We start from the raw sequence: 24,921 nt of genomic DNA, 5'->3' as shown, positions 1-24,921 counted from the left end.
GCAACAAAGCATTTAAAAAAGGGTAACCAATGAATACTATCGTCGTAAAAACTAATAATACTACTGAGACTGTAAGCCAGATAGAAGTCGTCACAAAAGATGGCATACCTACAGTTATTCAAGCCTCAGAAAGAGTGAATTACGAGTTTCATGACAATGCCATAAACCGTGCTCCTAACCATATTATTACTAAACGTATTAAGAACGACCTCCATGTCTCATTTGAAAAAGAAGGCGAAGAGAGCGATCTTATTATTGAAGGTTTTTACGACAGTGCAGATAGTGCTCTACTAGGTATTGCTGAAGATGGTGAGTATTACTACTATATTCCAGATACTGGTGAAACCTATGATTATGTTACTCAATTAGAAGTGGGTGACGTGGAAGGGCAAGCATTGGGCGGGGAAGTCTATGCAGCTGTCATCCCTTGGTGGATACCTGCTGCTGGATTGGGAATTGCCGGACTATTAGCGAGTACAAGTAGCAATAGTCGAGATAACACCCTCATTGAAGATAATACGCCGCCATTGGTAGAAAATGAAGTTATAGCTGGTAGTTTGGGGCAGTCGGTTACTATTACTTTGTTAAGTAGTGCCACCGACCTTGAGGGCGACATCGACCCAACTAGTGTCAAACTAATCAATCCAAACACTGGACTTGAAGTCACTAGTCTAACCGTACCGGGTGAAGGCACATGGAGCGTGAATCCAGAAACAGGAGCAGTGACTTTCACCCCAGAGGCGGGCTTTACTGCTGATCCAACTCCAGTGGCATATATAGTGTCTGACTTGACTGGCAACAAATCCAATCAAGCCACTATAACCGTCGACTACCCACCAACGGCGCCAGTGGCACAGAATGATGCAGACACTGGTGACTCTGGTGAGACTGTCGTGGTAGACGTTGTGGCCAACGACACCGATGCTGAAGAAGATCTTGACCCAACCACCGTCATCATCACCCAATCACCAGCCGGTGGCACCATTGCCGCTGATGGCAAATCAGTCGTGGTAGATGGCGAAGGCAGCTGGAATGTGGATGCAGACACTGGGGCAATCAGCTTTACCCCAGAAGATGGCTTTACCGCAGACCCAACCCCAATCAGCTATAGCGTTGAAGACATCAATGGTTTGGTATCGAACGAAGCCACGGTCACCATCGACTACCCACAAACCGCCCCAGTGGCACAGAATGATGCAGACACTGGTGACTCTGGTGAGACTGTCGTGGTAGACGTTGTGGCCAACGACACCGATGCTGAAGAAGATCTTGACCCAACCACCGTCATCATCACCCAATCACCAGCCGGTGGCACCATTGCCGCTGATGGCAAATCAGTCGTGGTAGATGGCGAAGGCAGCTGGAATGTGGATGCAGACACTGGGGCAATCAGCTTTACCCCAGAAGATGGCTTTACCGCAGACCCAACCCCGATCAGCTACAGCGTTGAAGACATCAATGGTTTGGTATCAAACGAAGCCACGGTCACCATCGACTACCCACAAACCGCCCCAGTGGCACAGAATGACGTAGGTGTCGGTCCTTTGAATGCCCCTGTGACTGTCGACATCTTGAATAACGATAGCGATGCTGAGGGTGACCTTGACCCAACGACCGTCAAGCTAATTGACCCAGACAATGGTGATGAAGTAACAACGTTGACGGTCACAGGCGAAGGGGAATGGGTCGTTGATCCTACCTCAGGCGCTGTGACCTTTACACCAGAAGTTGGTTATACTAATGACCCTACGCCTGTAGATTATGTGGTCTCTGATATCACTGGTCAAACGTCTAATTCAGCGACAATCGTTGTCGACTATCCACCAACGGCGCCAAGAGCAGCGGATGATAACCAAACAGGTATCACTGGAGCACCAGTTACCGTTGCTGTATTAGGTAATGACGAAGACTTTGACAATGATATCGACCCAACGACCGTCAAGCTAATTGATCCAGACAATGGTGATGAAGTAACAACGTTGACGGTCACAGGTGAAGGAGAATGGGTAGTTGATCCTACCTCAGGCGCTGTGACCTTTACACCAGAAGATGATTATACAGGTGATCCAACACCTGTAGACTACATCGTAGTGGACAGCACCAACTTAAAGTCTGACCCAGCTACCATCACCATCGACTACCCACAAACCGCCCCAATGGTACAGAATGATGCAGACACTGGTGACTCTGGTGAGACTGTCGTGGTAGACGTTGTGGCCAACGACACCGATGCTGAAGAAGATCTTGACCCAACCACCGTCATCATCACCCAATCACCAGCCGGTGGCACCATTGCCGCTGATGGCAAATCAGTCGTGGTAGATGGCGAAGGCAGCTGGAATGTGGATGCAGACACTGGGGCAATCAGCTTTACCCCAGAAGATGGCTTTACCGCAGACCCAACCCCAATCAGCTATAGCGTTGAAGACATCAATGGTTTGGTATCGAACGAAGCCACGGTCACCATCGACTACCCACAAACCGCCCCAGTGGCACAGAATGATGCAGACACTGGTGACTCTGGTGAGACTGTCGTGGTAGACGTTGTGGCCAACGACACCGATGCTGAAGAAGATCTTGACCCAACCACCGTCATCATCACCCAATCACCAGCCGGTGGCACCATTGCCGCTGATGGCAAATCAGTCGTGGTAGATGGCGAAGGCAGCTGGAATGTGGATGCAGACACTGGGGCAATCAGCTTTACCCCAGAAGATGGCTTTACCGCAGACCCAACCCCGATCAGCTACAGCGTTGAAGACATCAATGGTTTGGTATCAAACGAAGCCACGGTCACCATCGACTACCCACAAACCGCCCCAGTGGCACAGAATGACGTAGGTGTCGGTCCTTTGAATGCCCCTGTGACTGTCGACATCTTGAATAACGATAGCGATGCTGAGGGTGACCTTGACCCAACGACCGTCAAGCTAATTGACCCAGACAATGGTGATGAAGTAACAACGTTGACGGTCACAGGCGAAGGGGAATGGGTCGTTGATCCTACCTCAGGCGCTGTGACCTTTACACCAGAAGTTGGTTATACTAATGACCCTACGCCTGTAGATTATGTGGTCTCTGATATCACTGGTCAAACGTCTAATTCAGCGACAATCGTTGTCGACTATCCACCAACGGCGCCAAGAGCAGCGGATGATAACCAAACAGGTATCACTGGAGCACCAGTTACCGTTGCTGTATTAGGTAATGACGAAGACTTTGACAATGATATCGACCCAACGACCGTCAAGCTAATTGATCCAGACAATGGTGATGAAGTAACAACGTTGACGGTCACAGGTGAAGGAGAATGGGTAGTTGATCCTACCTCAGGCGCTGTGACCTTTACACCAGAAGATGATTATACAGGTGATCCAACACCTGTAGACTACATCGTAGTGGACAGCACCAACTTAAAGTCTGACCCAGCTACCATCACCATCGACTACCCACAAACCGCCCCAATGGTACAGAATGATGCAGACACTGGTGACTCTGGTGAGACTGTCGTGGTAGACGTTGTGGCCAACGACACCGATGCTGAAGAAGATCTTGACCCAACCACCGTCATCATCACCCAATCACCAGCCGGTGGCACCATTGCCGCTGATGGCAAATCAGTCGTGGTAGATGGCGAAGGCAGCTGGAATGTGGATGCAGACACTGGGGCAATCAGCTTTACCCCAGAAGATGGCTTTACCGCAGACCCAACCCCAATCAGCTATAGCGTTGAAGACATCAATGGTTTGGTATCGAACGAAGCCACGGTCACCATCGACTACCCACAAACCGCCCCAGTGGCACAGAATGATGCAGACACTGGTGACTCTGGTGAGACTGTCGTGGTAGACGTTGTGGCCAACGACACCGATGCTGAAGAAGATCTTGACCCAACCACCGTCATCATCACCCAATCACCAGCCGGTGGCACCATTGCCGCTGATGGCAAATCAGTCGTGGTAGATGGCGAAGGCAGCTGGAATGTGGATGCAGACACTGGGGCAATCAGCTTTACCCCAGAAGATGGCTTTACCGCAGACCCAACCCCGATCAGCTACAGCGTTGAAGACATCAATGGTTTGGTATCAAACGAAGCCACGGTCACCATCGACTACCCACAAACCGCCCCAGTGGCACAGAATGACGTAGGTGTCGGTCCTTTGAATGCCCCTGTGACTGTCGACATCTTGAATAACGATAGCGATGCTGAGGGTGACCTTGACCCAACGACCGTCAAGCTAATTGACCCAGACAATGGTGATGAAGTAACAACGTTGACGGTCACAGGCGAAGGGGAATGGGTCGTTGATCCTACCTCAGGCGCTGTGACCTTTACACCAGAAGTTGGTTATACTAATGACCCTACGCCTGTAGATTATGTGGTCTCTGATATCACTGGTCAAACGTCTAATTCAGCGACAATCGTTGTCGACTATCCACCAACGGCGCCAAGAGCAGCGGATGATAACCAAACAGGTATCACTGGAGCACCAGTTACCGTTGCTGTATTAGGTAATGACGAAGACTTTGACAATGATATCGACCCAACGACCGTCAAGCTAATTGATCCAGACAATGGTGATGAAGTAACAACGTTGACGGTCACAGGTGAAGGAGAATGGGTAGTTGATCCTACCTCAGGCGCTGTGACCTTTACACCAGAAGATGATTATACAGGTGATCCAACACCTGTAGACTACATCGTAGTGGACAGCACCAACTTAAAGTCTGACCCAGCTACCATCACCATCGACTACCCACAAACCGCCCCAGTGGTACAGAATGATGCAGACACTGGTGACTCTGGTGAGACTGTCGTGGTAGACGTTGTGGCCAACGACACCGATGCTGAAGAAGATCTTGACCCAACCACCGTCATCATCACCCAATCACCAGCCGGTGGCACCATTGCCGCTGATGGCAAATCAGTCGTGGTAGATGGCGAAGGCAGCTGGAATGTGGATGCAGACACTGGGGCAATCAGCTTTACCCCAGAAGATGGCTTTACCGCAGACCCAACCCCAATCAGCTATAGCGTTGAAGACATCAATGGTTTGGTATCGAACGAAGCCACGGTCACCATCGACTACCCACAAACCGCCCCAGTGGCACAGAATGATGCAGACACTGGTGACTCTGGTGAGACTGTCGTGGTAGACGTTGTGGCCAACGACACCGATGCTGAAGAAGATCTTGACCCAACCACCGTCATCATCACCCAATCACCAGCCGGTGGCACCATTGCCGCTGATGGCAAATCAGTCGTGGTAGATGGCGAAGGCAGCTGGAATGTGGATGCAGACACTGGGGCAATCAGCTTTACCCCAGAAGATGGCTTTACCGCAGACCCAACCCCGATCAGCTACAGCGTTGAAGACATCAATGGTTTGGTATCAAACGAAGCCACGGTCACCATCGACTACCCACAAACCGCCCCAGTGGCACAGAATGATGCAGACACTGGTGACTCTGGTGAGACTGTCGTGGTAGACGTTGTGGCCAACGACACCGATGCTGAAGAAGATCTTGACCCAACCACCGTCATCATCACCCAATCACCAGCCGGTGGCACCATTGCCGCTGATGGCAAATCAGTCGTGGTAGATGGCGAAGGCAGCTGGAATGTGGATGCAGACACTGGGGCAATCAGCTTTACCCCAGAAGATGGCTTTACCGCAGACCCAACCCCAATCAGCTATAGCGTTGAAGACATCAATGGTTTGGTATCGAACGAAGCCACGGTCACCATCGACTACCCACAAACCGCCCCAGTGGCACAGAATGATGCAGACACTGGTGACTCTGGTGAGACTGTCGTGGTAGACGTTGTGGCCAACGACACCGATGCTGAAGAAGATCTTGACCCAACCACCGTCATCATCACCCAATCACCAGCCGGTGGCACCATTGCCGCTGATGGCAAATCAGTCGTGGTAGATGGCGAAGGCAGCTGGAATGTGGATGCAGACACTGGGGCAATCAGCTTTACCCCAGAAGATGGCTTTACCGCAGACCCAACCCCGATCAGCTACAGCGTTGAAGACATCAATGGTTTGGTATCAAACGAAGCCACGGTCACCATCGACTACCCACAAACCGCCCCAGTGGCACAGAATGACGTAGGTGTCGGTCCTTTGAATGCCCCTGTGACTGTCGACATCTTGAATAACGATAGCGATGCTGAGGGTGACCTTGACCCAACGACCGTCAAGCTAATTGACCCAGACAATGGTGATGAAGTAACAACGTTGACGGTCACAGGCGAAGGGGAATGGGTCGTTGATCCTACCTCAGGCGCTGTGACCTTTACACCAGAAGTTGGTTATACTAATGACCCTACGCCTGTAGATTATGTGGTCTCTGATATCACTGGTCAAACGTCTAATTCAGCGACAATCGTTGTCGACTATCCACCAACGGCGCCAAGAGCAGCGGATGATAACCAAACAGGTATCACTGGAGCACCAGTTACCGTTGCTGTATTAGGTAATGACGAAGACTTTGACAATGATATCGACCCAACGACCGTCAAGCTAATTGATCCAGACAATGGTGATGAAGTAACAACGTTGACGGTCACAGGTGAAGGAGAATGGGTAGTTGATCCTACCTCAGGCGCTGTGACCTTTACACCAGAAGATGATTATACAGGTGATCCAACACCTGTAGACTACATCGTAATGGACAGCACCAACTTAAAGTCTGACCCAGCTACCATCACCATCGACTACCCACAAACCGCCCCAATGGTACAGAATGATGCAGACACTGGTGACTCTGGTGAGACTGTCGTGGTAGACGTTGTGGCCAACGACACCGATGCTGAAGAAGATCTTGACCCAACCACCGTCATCATCACCCAATCACCAGCCGGTGGCACCATTGCCGCTGATGGCAAATCAGTCGTGGTAGATGGCGAAGGCAGCTGGAATGTGGATGCAGACACTGGGGCAATCAGCTTTACCCCAGAAGATGGCTTTACCGCAGACCCAACCCCAATCAGCTATAGCGTTGAAGACATCAATGGTTTGGTATCGAACGAAGCCACGGTCACCATCGACTACCCACAAACCGCCCCAGTGGCACAGAATGATGCAGACACTGGTGACTCTGGTGAGACTGTCGTGGTAGACGTTGTGGCCAACGACACCGATGCTGAAGAAGATCTTGACCCAACCACCGTCATCATCACCCAATCACCAGCCGGTGGCACCATTGCCGCTGATGGCAAATCAGTCGTGGTAGATGGCGAAGGCAGCTGGAATGTGGATGCAGACACTGGGGCAATCAGCTTTACCCCAGAAGATGGCTTTACCGCAGACCCAACCCCAATCAGCTATAGCGTTGAAGACATCAATGGTTTGGTATCGAACGAAGCCACGGTCACCATCGACTACCCACAAACCGCCCCAGTGGCACAGAATGATGCAGACACTGGTGACTCTGGTGAGACTGTCGTGGTAGACGTTGTGGCCAACGACACCGATGCTGAAGAAGATCTTGACCCAACCACCGTCATCATCACCCAATCACCAGCCGGTGGCACCATTGCCGCTGATGGCAAATCAGTCGTGGTAGATGGCGAAGGCAGCTGGAATGTGGATGCAGACACTGGGGCAATCAGCTTTACCCCAGAAGATGGCTTTACCGCAGACCCAACCCCGATCAGCTACAGCGTTGAAGACATCAATGGTTTGGTATCAAACGAAGCCACGGTCACCATCGACTACCCACAAACCGCCCCAGTGGCACAGAATGACGTAGGTGTCGGTCCTTTGAATGCCCCTGTGACTGTCGACATCTTGAATAACGATAGCGATGCTGAGGGTGACCTTGACCCAACGACCGTCAAGCTAATTGACCCAGACAATGGTGATGAAGTAACAACGTTGACGGTCACAGGCGAAGGGGAATGGGTCGTTGATCCTACCTCAGGCGCTGTGACCTTTACACCAGAAGTTGGTTATACTAATGACCCTACGCCTGTAGATTATGTGGTCTCTGATATCACTGGTCAAACGTCTAATTCAGCGACAATCGTTGTCGACTATCCACCAACGGCGCCAAGAGCAGCGGATGATAACCAAACAGGTATCACTGGAGCACCAGTTACCGTTGCTGTATTAGGTAATGACGAAGACTTTGACAATGATATCGACCCAACGACCGTCAAGCTAATTGATCCAGACAATGGTGATGAAGTAACAACGTTGACGGTCACAGGTGAAGGAGAATGGGTAGTTGATCCTACCTCAGGCGCTGTGACCTTTACACCAGAAGATGATTATACAGGTGATCCAACACCTGTAGACTACATCGTAGTGGACAGCACCAACTTAAAGTCTGACCCAGCTACCATCACCATCGACTACCCACAAACCGCCCCAGTGGCAATTCCAGAAGTAGAGCGTATTAATGAGGATGTCACCTTAATAGATAACGTATTGACCAATGACACTGACGCGGAAGGTAGTCTATTGACCGTTGAATCAGCAACCATAGACATTAATGGTAGTGGTACACAGACGGTTCTAGAGCTAGGTGTTGTAACAGTTATTACGGATGTCAACGGTGACCCAGTTGGTAACTTGACTTTAAACACTGATGGCAGTTATACCTTCAATCCTGCGCCTGATTTCAATGGCAGCGTACCGACGGTCAACTACACGGTTACTGACCCTGATGGTTTAACAGATAGTACCACCTTAGATATCACCGTCACACCAGTAAACGATGACCCAGTAGCGGTAGATGACGCATACACCGTTGCCGAAGATGGTAGCGTGGAGTTGACGCCGCTTACTACTGGCACCGCAGACAGCGACTTAGATGGCGACACGCTCAGTATCAGCAGCATCAACAATACTGACTTGACACCAGGTACCGCACAAAGCATTGCTGTGAACAATGGGGTGGTAAACATCGACGCGCAAGGGGTGATTACCTTTGTGCCTGCTGCCAACTTTAATGGTGTTACCAGCTTTGACTACACCATCACTGATGGCAATGGTGGTACAGACACGGCCACCGAGACCATCACCGTCACACCAGTAAACGATGACCCAGTAGCGGTAGATGACGCATACACCGTTGCCGAAGATGGTAGCGTGGAGTTGACGCCGCTTACTACTGGCACCGCAGACAGCGACTTAGATGGCGACACGCTCAGTATCAGCAGCATCAAAAATACTGACTTGACACCAGGTACCGCACAAAGCATTGCTGTGAACAATGGGGTGGTAAACATCGACGCGCAAGGGGTGATTACCTTTGTGCCTGCTGCCAACTTTAATGGTGTTACCAGCTTTGACTACACCATCACTGATGGCAATGGTGGTACAGACACGGCCACCGAGACCATCACCGTCACACCAGTAAACGATGACCCAGTAGCGGTAGATGACGCATACACTGTTGCCGAAGATGGTAGCGTGGAGTTGACGCCGCTTACTACTGGCACCGCAGACAGCGACTTAGATGGCGACACGCTCAGTATCAGCAGCATCAACAATACTGACTTGACACCAGGTACCGCACAAAGCATTGCTGTGAACAATGGGGTGGTAAACATCGACGCGCAAGGGGTGATTACCTTTGTGCCTGCTGCCAACTTTAATGGTGTTACCAGCTTTGACTACACCATCACTGATGGCAATGGTGGTACAGACACGGCCACCGAGACCATCACCGTCACACCAGTAAACGATGACCCAGTAGCGGTAGATGACGCATACACCGTTGCCGAAGATGGTAGCGTGGAGTTGACGCCGCTTACTACTGGCACCGCAGACAGCGACTTAGATGGCGACACGCTCAGTATCAGCAGCATCAACAATACTGACTTGACACCAGGTACCGCACAAAGCATTGCTGTGAACAATGGGGTGGTGAACATCGACGCGCAAGGGGTGATTACCTTTGTGCCTGCTGCCAACTTTAATGGTGTTACCAGCTTTGACTACACCATCACTGATGGCAATGGTGGTACAGACACGGCCACCGAGACCATCACCGTCACACCAGTAAACGATGACCCAGTAGCGGTAGATGACGCATACACCGTTGCCGAAGATGGTAGCGTGGAGTTGACGCCGCTTACTACTGGCACCGCAGACAGCGACTTAGATGGCGACACGCTCAGTATCAGCAGCATCAACAATACTGACTTGACACCAGGTACCGCACAAAGCATTGCTGTGAACAATGGGGTGGTGAACATCGACGCGCAAGGGGTGATTACCTTTGTGCCTGCTGCCAACTTTAATGGTGTTACCAGCTTTGACTACACCATCACTGATGGCAATGGTGGTACAGACACGGCCACCGAGACCATCACCGTCACACCAGTAAACGATGACCCAGTAGCGGTAGATGACGCATACACCGTTGCCGAAGATGGTAGCGTGGAGTTGACGCCGCTTACTACTGGCACCGCAGACAGCGACTTAGATGGCGACACGCTCAGTATCAGCAGCATCAACAATACTGACTTGACACCAGGTACCGCACAAAGCATTGCTGTGAACAATGGGGTGGTGAACATCGACGCGCAAGGGGTGATTACCTTTGTGCCTGCTGCCAACTTTAATGGTGTTACCAGCTTTGACTACACCATCACTGATGGCAATGGTGGTACAGACACGGCCACCGAGACCATCACCGTCACACCAGTAAACGATGACCCAGTAGCGGTAGATGACGCATACACCGTTGCCGAAGATGGTAGCGTGGAGTTGACGCCGCTTACTACTGGCACCGCAGACAGCGACTTAGATGGCGACACGCTCAGTATCAGCAGCATCAACAATACTGACTTGACACCAGGTACCGCACAAAGCATTGCTGTGAACAATGGGGTGGTAAACATCGACGCGCAAGGGGTGATTACCTTTGTGCCTGCTGCCAACTTTAATGGTGTTACCAGCTTTGACTACACCATCACTGATGGCAATGGTGGTACAGACACGGCCACCGAGACCATCACCGTCACACCAGTAAACGATGACCCAGTAGCGGTAGATGACGCATACACCGTTGCCGAAGATGGTAGCGTGGAGTTGACGCCGCTTACTACTGGCACCGCAGACAGCGACTTAGATGGCGACACGCTCAGTATCAGCAGCATCAACAATACTGACTTGACACCAGGTACCGCACAAAGCATTGCTGTGAACAATGGGGTGGTGAACATCGACGCGCAAGGGGTGATTACCTTTGTGCCTGCTGCCAACTTTAATGGTGTTACCAGCTTTGACTACACCATCACTGATGGCAATGGTGGTACAGACACGGCCACCGAGACCATCACCGTCACACCAGTAAACGATGACCCAGTAGCGGTAGATGACGCATACACCGTTGCCGAAGATGGTAGCGTGGAGTTGACGCCGCTTACTACTGGCACCGCAGACAGCGACTTAGATGGCGACACGCTCAGTATCAGCAGCATCAACAATACTGACTTGACACCAGGTACCGCACAAAGCATTGCTGTGAACAATGGGGTGGTGAACATCGACGCGCAAGGGGTGATTACCTTTGTGCCTGCTGCCAACTTTAATGGTGTTACCAGCTTTGACTACACCATCACTGATGGCAATGGTGGTACAGACACGGCCACCGAGACCATCACCGTCACACCAGTAAACGATGACCCAGTAGCGGTAGATGACGCATACACCGTTGCCGAAGATGGTAGCGTGGAGTTGACGCCGCTTACTACTGGCACCGCAGACAGCGACTTAGATGGCGACACGCTCAGTATCAGCAGCATCAACAATACTGACTTGACACCAGGTACCGCACAAAGCATTGCTGTGAACAATGGGGTGGTAAACATCGACGCGCAAGGGGTGATTACCTTTGTGCCTGCTGCCAACTTTAATGGTGTTACCAGCTTTGACTACACCATCACTGATGGCAATGGTGGTACAGACACGGCCACCGAGACCATCACCGTCACACCAGTAAACGATGACCCAGTAGCGGTAGATGACGCATACACCGTTGCCGAAGATGGTAGCGTGGAGTTGACGCCGCTTACTACTGGCACCGCAGACAGCGACTTAGATGGCGACACGCTCAGTATCAGCAGCATCAACAATACTGACTTGACACCAGGTACCGCACAAAGCATTGCTGTGAACAATGGGGTGGTGAACATCGACGCGCAAGGGGTGATTACCTTTGTGCCTGCTGCCAACTTTAATGGTGTTACCAGCTTTGACTACACCATCACTGATGGCAATGGTGGTACAGACACGGCCACCGAGACCATCACCGTCACACCAGTAAACGATGACCCAGTAGCGGTAGATGACGCATACACCGTTGCCGAAGATGGTAGCGTGGAGTTGACGCCGCTTACTACTGGCACCGCAGACAGCGACTTAGATGGCGACACGCTCAGTATCAGCAGCATCAACAATACTGACTTGACACCAGGTACCGCACAAAGCATTGCTGTGAACAATGGGGTGGTGAACATCGACGCGCAAGGGGTGATTACCTTTGTGCCTGCTGCCAACTTTAATGGTGTTACCAGCTTTGACTACACCATCACTGATGGCAATGGTGGTACAGACACGGCCACCGAGACCATCACCGTCACACCAGTAAACGATGACCCAGTAGCGGTAGATGACGCATACACCGTTGCCGAAGATGGTAGCGTGGAGTTGACGCCGCTTACTACTGGCACCGCAGACAGCGACTTAGATGGCGACACGCTCAGTATCAGCAGCATCAACAATACTGACTTGACACCAGGTACCGCACAAAGCATTGCTGTGAACAATGGGGTGGTGAACATCGACGCGCAAGGGGTGATTACCTTTGTGCCTGCTGCCAACTTTAATGGTGTTACCAGCTTTGACTACACCATCACTGATGGCAATGGTGGTACAGACACGGCCACCGAGACCATCACCGTCACACCAGTAAACGATGACCCAGTAGCGGTAGATGACGCATACACCGTTGCCGAAGATGGTAGCGTGGAGTTGACGCCGCTTACTACTGGCACCGCAGACAGCGACTTAGATGGCGACACGCTCAGTATCAGCAGCATCAACAATACTGACTTGACACCAGGTACCGCACAAAGCATTGCTGTGAACAATGGGGTGGTAAACATCGACGCGCAAGGGGTGATTACCTTTGTGCCTGCTGCCAACTTTAATGGTGTTACCAGCTTTGACTACACCATCACTGATGGCAATGGTGGTACAGACACGGCCACCGAGACCATCACCGTCACACCAGTAAACGATGACCCAGTAGCGGTAGATGACGCATACACCGTTGCCGAAGATGGTAGCGTGGAGTTGACGCCGCTTACTACTGGCACCGCAGACAGCGACTTAGATGGCGACACGCTCAGTATCAGCAGCATCAACAATACTGACTTGACACCAGGTACCGCACAAAGCATTGCTGTGAACAATGGGGTGGTGAACATCGACGCGCAAGGGGTGATTACCTTTGTGCCTGCTGCCAACTTTAATGGTGTTACCAGCTTTGACTACACCATCACTGATGGCAATGGTGGTACAGACACGGCCACCGAGACCATCACCGTCACACCAGTAAACGATGACCCAGTAGCGGTAGATGACGCATACACCGTTGCCGAAGATGGTAGCGTGGAGTTGACGCCGCTTACTACTGGCACCGCAGACAGCGACTTAGATGGCGACACGCTCAGTATCAGCAGCATCAACAATACTGACTTGACACCAGGTACCGCACAAAGCATTGCTGTGAACAATGGGGTGGTGAACATCGACGCGCAAGGGGTGATTACCTTTGTGCCTGCTGCCAACTTTAATGGTGTTACCAGCTTTGACTACACCATCACTGATGGCAATGGTGGTACAGACACGGCCACCGAGACCATCACCGTCACACCAGTAAACGATGCACCCGTGGCAGCAGCAACTTCAACCCGAGTCTCGGAAGAAGGTCTTATTTCTCAAGGAGGTATTGTTGATGCGGTAGGGAGCAACGACACTACAAATAATGCTACCGTAACAGGTGAGATTACATTTACTGATGTTGATAATGTGTCTATCTCTAACTTTAGCATTGAGTTGACAGGACCAAGTGGTATCACTGTTCAGGGCAATGCGGTTACATGGATGTGGAATGATGCTACAGATACTTTAACCGGTCAGGTAGTATTGGTTGCAGGTGAGCCGGCAATTGATGTGATGACGATAGAAGTCAATAATATCACAGCTAATGGTTCTAATTTTGTTGCATCTTATGATGTAACGCTATTGCACGCTATTGATCATCCAACAAATAATATTGAGGACGAGCTTGATGTGACATTCGGCGCAGTTGTCAATGATGGTAGTAATGATTCATTAACTGCTGATCTGGTAGTTACAGTAGAAGACGATCGCCCTTTGTTGGCTGAAGGACCTATCGATTTTAGTTTGAATACTGTGAGCTCAAATTTAGCTATTACTTTAGATTTGTCAGGTAGTATGAACACACTAGTAAACCCCAACCAAACTCGCTTAGATATAGCCAAAGCTGCAGCTATCAACTTAATTGATGGTTATGCTGAGTTTGGTGATACGATGGTACAGATAACTCTATTTGCAACCAGTGCTATAACTCAAAACGCATGGTTAACTGTTGATGCCGCAAAAACATACGTTAATAGTCTTACGGGTACTACAGGTGTTACAAATTACGACGCAGCACTCAATACTAGCATACAAGGCTTTAGTAGACCCGGTAAGATCGTAGGAGCTCAAAATTACTCTTACTTTTTGACAGATGGTAATCCGAGTGCTGCACAGGGTACTATAGATTCATTGTCAGGTGCCTTTAATCAAAATGTACCTGATCTTGGTATCGGACAAAATGAAGAAGCTATCTGGACAAATTTCCTAACCGCCAATAGTATTAAGTCTTATGCCTATGCATTTGGACCAGAGGCAGAAGTATCGCTTAGCAGCATATTACCAATCGCTTATGATGGACAGCAAGGAGTAGATGATAATGGCCTTGCAAACATAGTTAGGAATGTAAATGAGTTGAATAACGTCTTACTGGACTCATTGAGTGATCGTCAACCTGAGGTGAGCAGAGATTTGGTTAGAGGAAACCTCTTATCAGACACTGTATCTGAGTATGGGTATGGAGCAGATGGTGGTAACGTATTAACTATTACTATAGATAGTACTACGTATACATATAATGCTACTGACGGCAGTATGACTGTACAAGGTGATAATCGTTCCACTTATGATCAAGCAACCACGACAGTAACTATTAATACGCTTACTGGAGGTGTTGTATCATTGAATTTTGAAACGGGTATTTTTGAGTACCAAGCTAGGGCTACAGATACTGGTTACCAAGAGAATATTGCCTTCTCAGTAAAAGACAACGACGGCGATATTGTGTCCGCTACCCAGGTATTAAATATTACTCGTAATGCTGATAATGACTACTTAGTAGGTACTAACCAAGCTGAAACATTGAGTGGCGATATAGGCGACGATACCTTAATCGGTTTGAGCGGTGCAGATACTTTATTAGGTGGTGATGGGAACGATATTTTAATATTTGATGCAGATGATGTGTTAATTGATGGCGGTCAAGGTATCGATACTTTAATTATTAATGATATAAATACTGTATCAGGTGCTAATTTAAGTAATGTGACTAATATTGAAAGTATCAATATAACCAATAACACCGCTCAAACCCTGAGCTTGGGACTGAGTGATGTGGTTAGTATCACTGATAATAACAATGAGCTATTCATCAAAGGCGATAGTACGGACACGGTTAATATATCGGGCATGACTAAATCAGATACATCTGATCAAGTTGGTTATGATTTATATCAAGATGGTGCTAACTCTGCCAAGCTATATGTACAAACTGCCATTGATGACAATGTGATTTAAGATTCATTAGCCACTAGCAAACAGCAAAGAAAGCGCTCCCAGATGGGGGCGTTTTTTTGATATGTGGGTATAGAAATATTATAATTTGATAAGATTACTCAAAAATCTATCTTACTTATAGTCAAGAACAGTTATAACTAGAGGTAAAGACAGTACTACCGTTGCTGTAAAATAGAGTCTATAAACTCACACAATAAGAAGTCAGCAAAATATAACCCGTTGTCCATTATGGAAATAACTATGAATGCTTCACTACCACGCCTATACACCTTTCGCCGTTGCCCCTATGCTATGCGCGCTCGTCTTGCACTTTTATTTGCTAAAATACCAGTTGAGCTGCGAGAAATCACACTAAAGAACAAACCAGAGCAAATGCTAGCAATCAGCCCAAAAGGTACTGTACCCGTCTTACAGAAGATAGATAGATCAGTCATTGAAGAGAGTGTAGAGATTACAATGTGGGCGCTTGAGCAAAACGATCCTCAGGGGCTGCTCGACGAAAAGGTTTCATCTGAGGCTAATGCACTGATAGCACAAAACGATAATGAGTTTAAACAGTGGCTCGATCGCTACAAGTATGCCGATCGTCACCCTGAGATGACTCAAACAGAGTACCGAGAGAAGGGAGAAGTGTTTTTACAAGTCTTAGAGAGCTTATTGACTGATAATATCTATTTATTAGGAGATAATCCAACCATTGCAGACATCGGTATCATGCCTTTTGTGCGTCAGTTTGCCCATGTGGATCGTGAGGTTTTCTATAATTTGCCCTATCCAAACTTACAGCGGTGGCTACAACATTGGCTTGAGCATCCATTATTTGTCCAAGCTATGACTAAGTTTCAACCATGGCAGGAAGGCGATGAGGTGGTTGTTTTTCCTACTTAGCATAGGCGCCAAATCGATCTAGGAAAACTTACAGTGAGAGTAGAGTAGTATATAAAACGCTATATAAAATAAGGCTACTATGTCTAATATAAATACCCCAATGCACCAACACAGCATATCGATATCGGATAAAAATAAATATATGTCCAACATAGACAAGGCGAAAGCGGCTTTTTCAACGCTACCAGTTGTCATACAAGCAGCATTAGAACAATCCAAGCGAGTTATCTTAATTGCAAACAATCCTGCAATCACGACAGCGCAGCTTGAGAGACTGTTACAGCCTGATGATGTCCTAGTGCTATTTAACCATTTTATCCACGCTGATTTCTTTGCCAACCATCAGGCAATAAGTTTATTACCTAAGCTCTTATTTTTTCGGCAAATTGGCGATAGCAAACTGCATTTTGGCTTACCGCCTAGAAGCAATAACCTCTCCATGATGGAGCAAATGGCAAAAACAGCCCCGTTAGGTATATTTACGAGCAATCAATCTTATCAGTTTCCATCGCTGACTGACGACCCAAACCCTGACCCTATTGTCACTCATCGCGTTTTGAATGTTCCTTTTCCAATGCAAGAGTTGTTGATGAGCCCTACTTATTGTAGCGTGCTATCAGAACGTCATGCAGTTGTTGCTGACTATCCATATTTTGTAGATATTCATTCGTCAGCACCTTCGTCAGGTTTTTTGTTATATCGGTTGATGCTAGCAGCTCGAGAGTATGTGCATCATACCCAAAAAACAGAGCTACCGTTAGAGTTGCTCTTAATCGGCTTTAACAACAATGATAAAACGGCTCATTTTTGGCACGGCCATAACTGGGCGTTTGAGCGTCAGGAGATGAGCACATTACCGTCCCGGGTATCTATCCATCGATACTAAGATCGTTATCACCGAGCGTGTCGGTTACAGCTAAACATAAGGAGCGTTTGGATAGTGGGCATGCTTTACTTCATCGTCGCTAGGCTGCCGTCTCACAGCTATGGGTGAAGACTGTTCTTCTGCCCAATCAATCAGCCCCATGTCAGCAAATTGTGACAGCCATCCTGCCATGGGCCAACACTGCCATTTTTGATAAAAACGATCGGCATTGATAATGATACTATCTAAGTGATTGAGGGGCGGTCGATACACACTATGCTGCTGATGATAGATCACATCGGCAGTAAGGTAAAAATCAATATTCAACTGACGCGCGCTAAAGGCAAAATCTGTGTCCTCTGCTCCGTAGCCTGTATATTGAGTATCAAAGCCACCAATATCGTCGAAAGTCTGTTTTTTAATAGCAAAACATAAGCTCCAAAACGCCCCGTAATCATCAGTTCTCTTGATCGCTGTTATCCCAGTTTCGGTAGGAATTGAGTCTGCCTCATCGAAGTTATACCGATAAGGATTATAAACAGACAACTCATTTAGAAAAGAAAGAGACAAGTGATTGCTTTGTAATTGTGTACTCTCTACATCTGACAAAGGTCGGGTAAGATAGCGTGGTTGTCCCATCAGTAGCGCATCGGGATGTTGCCTGAGCTTGCGATACATGTGCTCAATAAATGTAGGGACGACGATACAATCGACATCTAAGAATATCAGGGTGTCATGAATAGCATGCTGCGCCCCAAGATTGCGATTGTGACCGATATCAAACGCTGCAGTCTGTGTATCGCAGTTATCATTCGTAGATGATTGAATAGTAGTCGGTAACTTTATGATATTTAAGGAGAACTCAGCCAGTCGGTCACAATCGGCATCATCATTGACGACGATGACCTCAGCCGGTCTTATGCTACTGTTCTCTAGACTGCTGAGCAGGTTATAAAGGTGGCGGTTACGTCCATAGCAAGTCGTGATAATGGTTATCGGTGCTGTATTGGTATTATTAACAATGGTCATTGTGTATGCTCGTCTCGCTATTATATTATTTGTCGTGTTTGACGTATCATTGCTTATGAGTTGATTCAGGCTTTGATTTGATTTTGGTAAGTAGCCAATTCTCAAACCAGAGTTTCGTACTAGGATAAGCGCATAGACTATTCATAAAAGCTTGAGCAGCCATCAATGTACGAGTCTCATCGATCTTGTCATCACTCACTGGTGCCCTATATTGTTTTTCTGATGCATGGCTCATAGCTTGACTGGTAGTATCAAAACATTCAGATTTACTGTGTTGAGCTATCATCAAGGCTTTAAACTGCTCCCAGTTCAGTGCCTTGTCTTGGGCGACTAATGCCTGTGCCATGACCACGTGTTCTTGATGTGGTCGGTCGTCAGGTATAACGATAAGAGGGGTTGCACAATGGTATGCCTGCGCCACGGCATTCAAGCCGCATGCCATAATCAAATAATCGCTATGATTAATAAACGGTGTGACGTCATCTACTTGTGCTGAGATATCGACATAACCTCGTTTATCATCATCAATAGGACCGAGAGAGACAATCAGTGCGTGAGGCAGTAATTCACGAAGTTCAGGCAATTTTTCATCAATTGATTGATGTCCACCATAGCCTTTTATAATTGTGATAATAGTCTGAGTAGTCGCTATAGGCATGGCCGATATCATAGGCTCAGGATCATACGTTGATTCAGGTTTGGTAGATTGAACTGTTGTAGAGAGACGATTATTCGTGTCTAGCTGCGTCAGTATGTCTATAAAGTCTTCACGAGTATGTGACTGGGTGTTGCGCGTATAGATAAAATCAAGATATAGCGTCTTATCGCAGACCCAACCAGCAGTATGGGTCGATTCTAGGCTCTGAGGATAAGGTGCCAGCAGGGCAAGCGCGCCCGCGAATGTCTCTAGATGGGCAGTATCATCGCGGATACCCGGCAGTCTAACATACAGATAAGGGACACTGGACACGCGGCATAACATAGCGATTTCGGCACTGACATCAATAATCATGAGATCAATATCATAGTGATGAATAGCATCGAGTATTTGATGGCTGCGTCTTTGAATATCAATATTACCTACAGGAGAGTAGTGCAGACCTGCAGGTTTCCAGTATTCTCCAGCCCGTCCTGTTAGCACGTCATCATGACGCTCATCTTCTGGGTACAGTCGTATGATCTGCTGCTCATTGATCGAAGTGAAGCGATAAGTATCAGCTTCTAGACTTGTGAATACTATCAGTTGTTCTCTGATATCATCAGGTAGTAGCGCTGCGAGTTTGTCGGCCTGTCGGCAGTGTCCTGAGCCATGATGATGAGCATAATAGCCGATACGCATTATGCTTCTCCCGCAATACTGACCAGCTCATGATCTGTTGTAACGGACGAATGAGCGCCATCATTAGAAACCTCAAAAGAGTTATGCGTCATGTCAGACTGTATTTGATGACTACTGGTTTGATCACTACTATCAGCGCTCGGATAATCTTTTATGGAATTATCTTTTTTTAGCGCTGCTTTATAAAGTGTCAAGTAACCTTCGACCATGGCCGCCACGGAACAAAATTGCAATGCGCGCTCGCGGCAAGCCTTACGTGATATTTGCTTGATCATAGAAAAGCCACTAATAAAAGCGGCTTTATCGCCTTTAGGAACGATGATGCCGGTATCTGGGGTAATGATTTCGGCACTGGCGCCAACATCAAAACCAATCACTGGCGTACCACATGCCAAACTCTCAGCCAAGATCAATCCATAAGGCTCGTCCCAAGTACTGGTGAACAGCATGGCAGTTGCTTGACACAAATAGTGATTAATTTCGTCTTTAGTGGCATGACCGACATAACTAAATAGTTTGTTATTGCCACGTTCACTGTCTTTAGATAATAAGGGAGCGACATATTGATCGAAGTATGCTTCGTTGCTTTTAGGCCCTGCAATGACGAGATTTTTTCCTGCTTCTAGGCAGTACTGCATGGCCAAGTGAGTGCCTTTTTCGGGGCAGATACGTCCATACCAGAAATAGGTTTCTTTATCGCTATTTTTACTCGATTCAGTATTGGCAAAAAAAGACTCGACGTCGATACCGTTATAAACGGTGTGTGAGGGGACAAACTCAGAAAACAGTTGCTGTTGATGTTTGCTCACGGCTGTAAATTGAGTGGTTGTACCAGCACGAAGGGTCAACAGTGCCAACCGCAGTTGCGGGAAGATAGGCGTATGAAAAGTGGTAAAAAATCTTTTGCCAAGCGCTTGACCTGTCATCATTGGGATGTGATGCAAACTGTGGTTGTGTACGATATCGATTTCACCGCGCTCGTCACGTTCGATGATATCTCGTAGGGCTATCTGATAAGCAAGATACTGATACATCTCCTCACGATCCATCGCTACTGCTTCGTGCTCATTGTCATAGACCATGTCATCAAATTCATGACGAGTCAATAATGGTACCAGCGTTGCGTTGGTCTCGCTATATTCGTGCGCATAAAGCAGCACGTCATGCCCTTGTGCCACCAGTTCATCGCAAATCAATTGGGTGATCATCTCTAGACCCCCCGCATAGGGCTGGGCAATAGGGTACAGTGAGTGCGCAATGATAGCGATACGTAGTGGCGAGGCTGAAGACCGAGTCATGTTATTAAGACCTTTATAATGATAAACGTTTTGGCTATTGGTAAGACGATACTTAGTAGCCCTAATATACAAATAATAAAAAACAGGCTGATATAGTAAAAAACAAGCTGATAATGCTTAAAATCCACCTCTATGAGTCGATGGTTTTTTTGTCTTTGAATAACGCTGACATATAAGAAGTGGTTACGACTTTGTTCCTATCATGCGCTGTTCTTAAGGTGTACTTGAGCGTTTCATTCATACTAGACGTGCCTGATGCGATATCAGTGAAATTGTTTATGGCTACGCTGGTTGCTGCAAGTTTTAAAATACAAACCAGCATGGCACATACGAATAAGACAGGGGAGTAAAGTGGTGAGAACGGGGCAACAGCCACTGCGGTAATGATATTTACGATTAGTAGTAGTTTTGGTAAGGCTGTGATGTTTTTTAGAAGTAACGAATAACGGCTACGGACGTCCTTGTGTTTTGGTGTACAGACAAACGGTTTGTTCTGACCCCACAACACAGGTAGCCATGACAATGCACCAATCTCCCAAAAATTTAAGTGCATCAGCCATGCTCGTACGCCTTTTATAAAGCGTGGTTGATGACTGCGGTCTAGCTGTTTGTTCAAAGGCGTTTGATCACGGCAGTATGCCCATAGACGCCTGATAATAAAAAACGCGTACCCTGCATAGACTAGGTATAAGGGGGCAATCATAGCTGTATCAGAATTATCCATCGAAAGTAGATTGGCGATTAAAAACAAAGAGCAAACATGCATAAGGATAAAAAACCCTGTGAAGTTCACCCAAGCGCTCAGCTGAGACAGATGAGCCCGTATGTATGCTAGATGGTCACCAATGCTTTTGTATTTAGAAGGAGGTGTTGATTGAGAAGAGTGTGGCGTTGATAGATAATCAGTAAGCACTTGCATATTGCCATATATCCAGCGTCGTCGCTGACAGATGAGATCATGTAGTGTATTGGGTAGTAGACCTGTGGCAATCACCTCTGGTATGAATTGACTGCGAAACCCTTGTCGATGCATGAGGACGCCCATCTGAGCATCCTCAGTAATAGACGCCCCTGACCAGCCACCTATGGTCAGAAGATCTGAACGCCGAATCACTGCGTACGTACCCGTTGATAAAGCACGTGTACGATTAAAAGGTCGATATAAGTGATGGTTAAAGTAATGATTTAACTCGCTATGGGCATCTACTTGTCCCTCATTACGATAGAACTGCGGAAACTGGAGTAGCGTATGGTCAGGGTACTGTGCGATAGCTTGTGCGATAGCATGTCTAGCATGTGGTAATGCCTGATAATCACTATCGACAACAACGATATGAGTACATCTTGGATCCATCAACCCCAGTGCTAAGTTCAAAGCCCCTGCCTTAAATCCTGCGACATGATCGACATGATAAAAATGAACATTTAGCGCATCATCCAAGCCGTTACAAAATGCTGCTAAGGGCTCATATAGCGCCGACTCTGTATTGTTGTTATCGATAATAAGTATTTCATCGTGAACGTTTTTGACTGCTAATAAGGACTTGATAGTGGCAATAACTAGCTCTGGAGGCTCAGCCCGCGTCATCAATTGGAAACTGAGCATTGCTGTTGTCAAAGCTTCTGGTTTGGCAGTCATATCTAGTCCTTAGGCATATGAAGCAGGTGAAAGTTATATAAAGAAATAGAGCTTTTATAGAAATTGTGTGCTTGTAGCAAAGGTAGGGGTGTGTATCTCCAACGACTCAATCAATATCAATGAATACTAATACAAAATTAGGTAACTATTTAGCCGATAATTGTTTATGGTGAATTAACGGTGTAAGTCTATGTAATATGACTGGACGACAGTCGATGTTTGGTCAAATAGAAAAACAGGAAGTTGGTCTATAGAAAATTTTTCTATAAAAAGTTGGACCATAGAAGGTTGGTCTATAGAAGGTTAGGCGATGTAGAGGAAAGTGTATTGAAGTTCTAGGTTATAGCGTTGGGTTTGTGAAAGATACAAGAGTAAAAGGGTTGTCAGGCAGGCAGCATCAGTTAGTGATAAATATCGGAATAATTATTGTAGTGCTTATCGAAAGCTATAATGACAGCTAAAATACTGGCACTTGCCACTTTAAGTACGTCTTGTCATCAGCCAAAATATCTATACTGCCATCGATCTAACCATTAGGCTAACCGCGATGGCAGTGAGGGTAATCAGCTTCGATATTATAGATATTGTGAATTGTAGAGAGTCATACTCAATAGCATTGTGCTTAAGCATTGTGCTTAAGGTGTGTTGTATCTATGCAGAAGGCGTACCCGAAAAGTAGCTGCTCAACTCCTGAATGTGCTCAGGACCAATACCGCAGCAGCCTCCGATTAATGAGGCACCCTGTGCTTGCCATTTTTGTGCCCAATGCAGATAGGCAGGTGGCGTTAGGTCATCACGTACCTGATTGAGCGTATCATTTGCTGCGGCGTTTTTCGGTTGCGGCGGAAAGGCATTGGCATAGGCACCAAGCTCAATATGGGTCGCATTTTTATCTTGCAACGTGCTTTGGGCAACATCTAATGCTTGATCGATAACATCAGGCTGACAGCAGTTAAACAGGATCGCTTCGACGTCGCGGTCTGCCATTGCCGCAACTGCTTCTGCTACCGTCTCTCCTGAACGCAAGCGTGGTACATCGATATCCATGTTATCTTCTAAAGTAAAAGCAATCCATATTGGCTTATTATCCGTGTCTAGCGTACTTAGTAATTCACGAACAGCGATAGATTCTGCGATCAGACTTTGGGTTTCAGCGAGCCAAAAATCCACATACGGGCTCAATCCATTTATAAGCGGAGCCGCAATGTCTTCTACATGGTTAGCATCAAACAAATCGGCACGGTAAGAGCCAAATAATGGCGGGATAGACCCTGCTACTTGGGTTGTAGTGCCTTCTAGGATAACTGCTGCACGAGCCATCTCGCCTGCTGATGCTGATAACTCTTGCCCCTGCTGCGCAAAGCGTTCTGCGCCAATATGAAAGGGCACAAGGGCATAGCTGTTGGTGGTGATGACATCGGCGCCGCTTTTGATATAAGCGCGGTGTACGTCGCGAACGACTTCGGGCGCTTCTATCATCGCCAGTGCCGACCATTCAGGTTGACGAAACGGTGCGCCGCGCTTCGCTAATTCTCGTCCCATGCCGCCATCGATAATTGTGGTTTTTTTGGTTGGCATAACGCATCCTTCTTGATAATAAATGTATATATCTATTGAGTCTGTATCTTAAAAAATAGAGTGTTTTGACGGGGCGAAATACTAGGCGCTATATGCAATAGATGCAACCAAAAGTTTGGTAAGAATGTTAACGGATGGTTTTTCAAAGATAGTATGACGCTGGTTACAGTAAAATGGCGATGAGAAGTGCTTGGTTAAACTTGTTATGCCGACTTGTCATGTCGACGCTGTTTGGTTGATTGAGCGCATAAGACAGCGTTAGAGTAAGAAATTTTTAAAGTAGGACAGTGTTAAGGAATTTTTAGTCCAAACACAAAATAAGGCAGATACTATGATCAGTATCTGCCTTATCT

General features: G+C 47.5%; 8 protein-coding genes. 3 read left to right on the top strand and 5 right to left on the bottom strand.

Translation table 11 applies throughout. The features are described 5' to 3' along the window. Positions 1 to 29: 29 nt before the first annotated feature. The 3 genes from AC5JP1_RS04035 (at position 30) to AC5JP1_RS04025 (ending at position 17,706) form a co-directional block, all read left to right on the top strand. Positions 30 to 15,932: a cadherin-like domain-containing protein gene (locus tag AC5JP1_RS04035; RefSeq protein WP_493843233.1), complete on the top strand. Its 15,903-nt coding sequence runs from the start codon at positions 30 to 32 to the stop codon at positions 15,930 to 15,932. Between the two features lie 240 nt (positions 15,933 to 16,172). Then, a complete protein-coding gene (locus tag AC5JP1_RS04030; RefSeq protein WP_493843232.1) occupies positions 16,173 to 16,820 on the top strand; it encodes a glutathione S-transferase in 648 nt (215 codons plus the stop codon). Positions 16,821 to 16,899: 79 nt separating this feature from the next. Next, the gene (locus AC5JP1_RS04025; RefSeq protein ID WP_493843231.1) at positions 16,900 to 17,706 is read left to right on the top strand and encodes a hypothetical protein; all 807 of its coding nucleotides are present in this window, start codon (positions 16,900 to 16,902) and stop codon (positions 17,704 to 17,706) included. A gap of 30 nt (positions 17,707 to 17,736) precedes the next feature. Here the strand turns inward: AC5JP1_RS04025 and AC5JP1_RS04020 are convergent, their stop codons facing one another. From AC5JP1_RS04020 to AC5JP1_RS04000, 5 genes are all read right to left on the bottom strand, one after another. After that, entirely contained in the window at positions 17,737 to 18,714 is a 978-nt protein-coding gene (locus tag AC5JP1_RS04020; RefSeq protein ID WP_493843230.1) for a glycosyltransferase family 2 protein, read from the bottom strand. 46 nt (positions 18,715 to 18,760) lie between these two features. After that, positions 18,761 to 20,053, bottom strand: a complete 1,293-nt coding sequence (locus AC5JP1_RS04015) for a hypothetical protein (protein ID WP_493843229.1) — start codon at positions 20,051 to 20,053, stop codon at positions 18,761 to 18,763. Further along, positions 20,053 to 21,351: a glycosyltransferase gene (locus AC5JP1_RS04010; protein ID WP_493843228.1), complete on the bottom strand. Its 1,299-nt coding sequence runs from the start codon at positions 21,349 to 21,351 to the stop codon at positions 20,053 to 20,055. The genes AC5JP1_RS04015 and AC5JP1_RS04010 overlap by 1 nt, the downstream gene beginning before the upstream one ends. Positions 21,352 to 21,481: 130 nt before the next feature. After that, positions 21,482 to 22,990, bottom strand: coding sequence for a glycosyltransferase family 2 protein (locus AC5JP1_RS04005; protein ID WP_493843227.1), 1,509 nt, complete (start codon positions 22,988 to 22,990; stop codon positions 21,482 to 21,484). 651 nt (positions 22,991 to 23,641) lie between these two features. Further along, positions 23,642 to 24,568, bottom strand: coding sequence for a homocysteine S-methyltransferase family protein (locus tag AC5JP1_RS04000; protein WP_493843226.1), 927 nt, complete (start codon positions 24,566 to 24,568; stop codon positions 23,642 to 23,644). Between the last annotated feature and the right edge of the window lie 353 nt (positions 24,569 to 24,921).

Source organism: Psychrobacter sp. H29, assembly GCF_059073055.1.
This window is presented reverse-complemented; position numbering and strand designations above follow the sequence as displayed.

Excerpts from the sequence above, each read along its gene's own strand:
- AC5JP1_RS04015 (WP_493843229.1), bottom strand. The coding sequence starts at position 20,053 with ATGCGTATCGGCTATTATGCTCATCATCATGGCTCAGGACACTGCCGA.
- AC5JP1_RS04000 (WP_493843226.1), bottom strand. The coding sequence starts at position 24,568 with ATGCCAACCAAAAAAACCACAATTATCGATGGCGGCATGGGACGAGAA.
- AC5JP1_RS04030 (WP_493843232.1), top strand. The coding sequence starts at position 16,173 with ATGAATGCTTCACTACCACGCCTATACACCTTTCGCCGTTGCCCCTAT.
- AC5JP1_RS04010 (WP_493843228.1), bottom strand. The coding sequence starts at position 21,351 with ATGACTCGGTCTTCAGCCTCGCCACTACGTATCGCTATCATTGCGCAC.
- AC5JP1_RS04005 (WP_493843227.1), bottom strand. The coding sequence starts at position 22,990 with ATGACTGCCAAACCAGAAGCTTTGACAACAGCAATGCTCAGTTTCCAA.
- AC5JP1_RS04020 (WP_493843230.1), bottom strand. The coding sequence starts at position 18,714 with ATGACCATTGTTAATAATACCAATACAGCACCGATAACCATTATCACG.
- AC5JP1_RS04035 (WP_493843233.1), top strand. The coding sequence starts at position 30 with ATGAATACTATCGTCGTAAAAACTAATAATACTACTGAGACTGTAAGC.
- AC5JP1_RS04025 (WP_493843231.1), top strand. The coding sequence starts at position 16,900 with ATGTCTAATATAAATACCCCAATGCACCAACACAGCATATCGATATCG.